At 71.9% G+C, this 4,024-nt stretch carries 4 protein-coding genes and 1 pseudogene; 3 read left to right on the plus strand and 2 right to left on the minus strand.

Annotated features, from left to right (window positions below):
- Together AB0P03_RS40570 and AB0P03_RS40575 are read right to left on the minus strand one after the other, a co-directional pair.
- Positions 1–113, minus strand: a pseudogene (locus AB0P03_RS40570) (electron transfer flavoprotein subunit beta); the annotation flags it as partial.
- Positions 114–377: 264 nt separating this feature from the next.
- A complete protein-coding gene (locus AB0P03_RS40575; protein ID WP_363588758.1) occupies positions 378–779 on the minus strand; it encodes a thioredoxin family protein in 402 nt (133 codons plus the stop codon).
- Between the two features lie 214 nt (positions 780–993).
- Between AB0P03_RS40575 and AB0P03_RS40580 the strand changes: the two genes are divergently transcribed.
- The 3 genes from AB0P03_RS40580 (at position 994) to AB0P03_RS40590 (ending at position 3,921) form a co-directional block, all read left to right on the plus strand.
- Positions 994–1,419: a DUF4395 domain-containing protein gene (locus AB0P03_RS40580; RefSeq protein ID WP_363633758.1), complete on the plus strand. Its 426-nt coding sequence runs from the start codon at positions 994–996 to the stop codon at positions 1,417–1,419.
- Positions 1,420–1,685: 266 nt separating this feature from the next.
- Entirely contained in the window at positions 1,686–2,456 is a 771-nt protein-coding gene (locus AB0P03_RS40585; RefSeq protein WP_350887852.1) for a lysophospholipid acyltransferase family protein, read from the plus strand.
- 205 nt (positions 2,457–2,661) lie between these two features.
- Positions 2,662–3,921 carry a hypothetical protein gene (locus AB0P03_RS40590; protein WP_363588763.1) on the plus strand — a complete coding sequence of 420 codons (1,260 nt, stop codon included), beginning with the start codon at positions 2,662–2,664 and terminating at the stop codon, positions 3,919–3,921.
- The last annotated feature ends 103 nt before the right edge of the window (positions 3,922–4,024 follow it).

Consider the following 4,024-nt stretch of genomic DNA (forward strand, 5'->3'; position numbering starts at 1 on the left):
TCCGACAGGAGGCCGTCCACGCCCTCCCGGTCGGTGGTGTGGTCGTCCGCGAACCGACGGTCACCCGTCGCGTCCGGCACGTACTTCACACAGACAACGATCCTCAAGCTCACGGCCTGTCTCCTGTACTGGTCTCGTCCGGCGGCTGCGGCTGTGCAAGCGGGGCGCGAACACGGTGCGCGCCCGCTCCGGGCAGCGGGTTCCCGTGCCGGTCCGGAACTTCCTGGCAGCATACTCGGCAGTAGTCCAGTGGTCACTACTGGCCAGTAGCTTAGGCCGGGCGGCTGCACTTCCGTCTGCGCCCATCCTGCCCCAGGGCAGCCCCGACACCACCTGATCGGACTGCATATCCGCCGCAGGATCGCCGGGGCCCTGGCTCACACCGCCTCGCCGAGCGCCGCGATCACATCCACCTTGCGCGGCAGTCCGGCCGCCCGGCGCACCACCCGGCCGCCCCCGTCCAGCACCAGGACGGTCGGCGTCCGCAGGATCTCCAGCCGCCGAGCCAGCTCCAGCCGCTCCTCGGCGTCCACCTCGACGTGCGCCACCCCGTCGACCATGCCGGCCACCTCCGCGAGCACCCGGCGGGTGGCCCGGCACGGCTGACAGAACGCCGTCGAGAACTGAACCAGCGTCGCCCGCTCGCCGAGCGCCCCGCCCAGCTCCGCCTCCGACAGCCGTACCGCCCCGCCGTTGGTGCGCACCCTCAGCCTCCCGTCGTGCCGTGCCCGTAGCAGCCCGAAGGTGGTCGCCGGCGCCGACACGACGACGCACACCACCAACCGGCCGTCCCCAGTCTGCGGCAGCGGCCCCGGACCTCGAAAGGGAGGTCGACCACCGGGCCGGGCCCGCGTACGATCGCCGGGTGGAATCCGACCGCACCGCACCGCCGTTGCTGACCTCCCGCCGCGTCGTCGACCTGGGCCGGGCCACCACCACCCGCTGTCGCTGACGCGCCCCGCCGCCGCCCGTCGCGACCCTCCCGGAGCCCTCGTGCAGATCGACCCCCGCGGTCCCCGCTTCGCCGCCGCGCTCACCTCGGTCGTGCTGGCCGCCGCCCTCATCACCGGCAGCGACGTGCTGCTGGCCGTCCAGGCCCTCGTCTTCGCACTCGGCGCGTTCGGCGGCCTGCGGCTCTCCCCCTACGGCTGGCTCTACCAGACCTTCCTCCTCCCCCGACTGGCCCCGCCCTCCGAGACCGAGGACGAGCGGCCACCCCGCTTCGCGCAGGGAGTCGGCCTGGTGTTCGCCGCCGTCGGCGCCCTCGGCTTCCTCACCGGGGTGGCCTGGCTCGGCCTACTGGCCACGGCCTTCGCCCTGGCGGCGGCCTTCCTCAACGCCGCGTTCGGTTACTGCCTCGGCCGTGAGGTCTACCCCTTCGTCCGCCGCGCCCAGGGGCGCCTCGGCGCCGGAGCCTAGCCACCCCTTGGGCCCCCTGGGCCTCCGGGACGGACCGGGCCTCCAGGTCGCCGGGGAGGGAAAAGTTCCCACCCGAACTCATCACGGAGATCACACCGCGAATATCCGCTTGACCGCACGGCTCAGGTGACAGCAGGCACTCGTTCGGGGGATCATCTCCGTGAATCACCCGTGACCGCCGCGGCGTGCCGCGCTCCGGTCGGCCCCGCTCAGCGACGCGGGTACCCGCCGTACCGGGCTCCGGCCCGTGGAAGTCAGGACTGACCGTGGCAGAGTTCGTGTACCCGCCGGTGATCGGCGCCGCACTCACCGCCTTCCGTGCGCTCGACGTGCGGATCAAGATCGTAGGCGCCGAGAACATCCCCGCCAGGGGCGGAGCCGTACTGGTCAGCAATCACATCAGCTACCTGGACTTCCTCTTCGCCGGCCTCGGCGCCTACCGCGGCGGCAAGCGCAAGACCCGCTTCATGGCCAAGGACGACGTCTTCAAGCACCGGGTCTCCGGCCCGCTGATGCGCGGCATGAAGCACATCCCGGTCGACCGCACCGACGGGCAGCCCGCGTACGAGGCCGCCGTGCGCGCCCTCAAGGCCGGCGAGGTCGTCGGGGTGTTCCCCGAAGCGACCATCAGCCGCTCGTTCATGCTGAAGAAGTTCAAGACCGGCGCCGCCCGGATGGCCGCCGACTCCGGCACCCCGCTGCTGCCCGTCATCCTCTGGGGCACCCAGCAGCTCTGGACCAAGGGCCGTCCGAAGACCCTGACCAAGCGCCACGTCCCCGTCACCATCATGATCGGCGAACCGATTCACCTCGGCCCGAACGACAAGCCCGTCATGGTCACCAGGCGGCTGCGCGCGGCCATGAGCGAGATGCTCGACCAGGCCCAGCGCGAGTACCCCGGCAAGCCCTCCGGCCCGGACGACACCTGGTGGCTGCCCACCCACCTCGACGGCACCGCGCCCACCCTGGAGGTCGCCGAGGCCGAGGACGAGGCGGAGGCCCTCGCCAAGGCCGAGCGCCGCGCCGCCCGGGGCTGACCAGCCCCGCCCCGGTTCCACCCCGCGCCGCCCTCCCGAGACCTTCTACTCCGTGTGACCGACCGAACGCCAGGCGTCGCGTGTCGCCCGGTCGCCGACGCTCCCCGTCTGACACAGTGACAGCCCCTTTGAGGGGCCTTCGTCCTGCATCGGAGACGGAGCGAACGCCGGAGAGGTCGGAAAGGTCGGAGCGGATATGACACGGATGACCCGCACACGGCAGTCCCCCAGGTCCACACCCGAGGCCCGCACCCGCGCCAGCGCCGGTGCGGGCCTTCTGCTGCTGAGCGCCCTGCTGACCGGGTGCGGCGCCGAACCCGGTGAGATCCCCCTGTCCGAGATCCAGGCGGACGCCCCCTCCACCGCAGCCGAGTCGACGACCGCCGCCGCGAGCCCCGGCGTGGTCGGCGCCGCCGCCGGAACGCCTGCGGCCACCGCACACAACGGTCTGATCGTCGGCGGGGTCTTCCTCAACACCGCCCGCACCACCAGCGCCATCGTCACCCTCGCACCCGACGGCACCGGTTGGCACCAGGTCACCCAGCCGCCCGACCGCACCCGCGACGACCGCCCCGACTGGTCCCCGGACGGCAGCACGATCACCTTCGACCGGACCGACCCACGAAGCGGCGCCGCCCGCCTCTGGACGGTCTCCACCAACGGCGACGGCGCCCACCAGATCGACCAGCTCTGCGAGACCGGCACCGCCGACTGCACCAACGAGGACGAACGCGCCCCCGCCTACTCACCCGACGGCAAGCAACTCGCCTTCAGCCGCTCCTGGGGCGCCCTCGACCCGGCCGACAGAAACCAGATCCAGTACTCGGACCTCTACCTGATGAGCCCCGACGGCACCGACGTCCAGCGGCTCACCTTCCTCACCAACGACAAGCCGTACTCCGGGCAGGTCAGCAACCCCAGTTGGTCCCCCGACGGCAAGCAGCTCACCTTCGAGTACCGCACCGGTGCCACCGGTCAGCCCGCCAACAGCCGCGCCATCTACGTCGTCGCCGCGGACGGCACCGGGTTGCGGCAGCTCACCCCCTGGGAACTGCGCGCCGGAGACCGCGCCAACTGGTCCCCCGACGGCACCCAGATCCTCTTCACCACCTACCCGGCCGGCCGCACCGACGCCCCCGGCGGCGGCATCTACACCGTCCACCCCGACGGCACCGCCATCGGCGCGCTGACCCCCGCCCCATCCAACGTCTTCTACGGCACCGCGTCCTACGCGCCCGACGGCAAGTCCATCGTGTTCGCCGAGGCCCCCGCCGGCTCCGAGGCCGACCTCTACACCATGCGGCCGGACGGGACGGGCATCGCCCGGCTCACCAACGACAGGGACGCCTGGCTGACCCGGCCGGCGTGGGGAACGGCGGCGGTACCACCTCAACCCGATGGCCGGGCATCAGCCCAGGCACAATCGCGGCCGTGGGAAGAGGACGAGGAACTCCAGGACGAGTGAATCACAACGCAGAGAACCCCCATCCGGTTTCCCGGATGGGGGTTCTCTGTGAATGATTGTTCGGCGGCGTCCTACTCTCCCACAGGGTCCCCCCTGCAGTACC

This window comes from Kitasatospora sp. NPDC088779 (assembly GCF_040685395.1).
Taxonomy (GTDB): domain Bacteria; phylum Actinomycetota; class Actinomycetes; order Streptomycetales; family Streptomycetaceae; genus Kitasatospora.

What these genes read in the sequence shown, in the direction of transcription:
- AB0P03_RS40590 (WP_363588763.1), top strand. Translation starts at nt 2,662, where the DNA reads ATGACCCGCACACGGCAGTCCCCCAGGTCCACACCCGAGGCCCGCACC.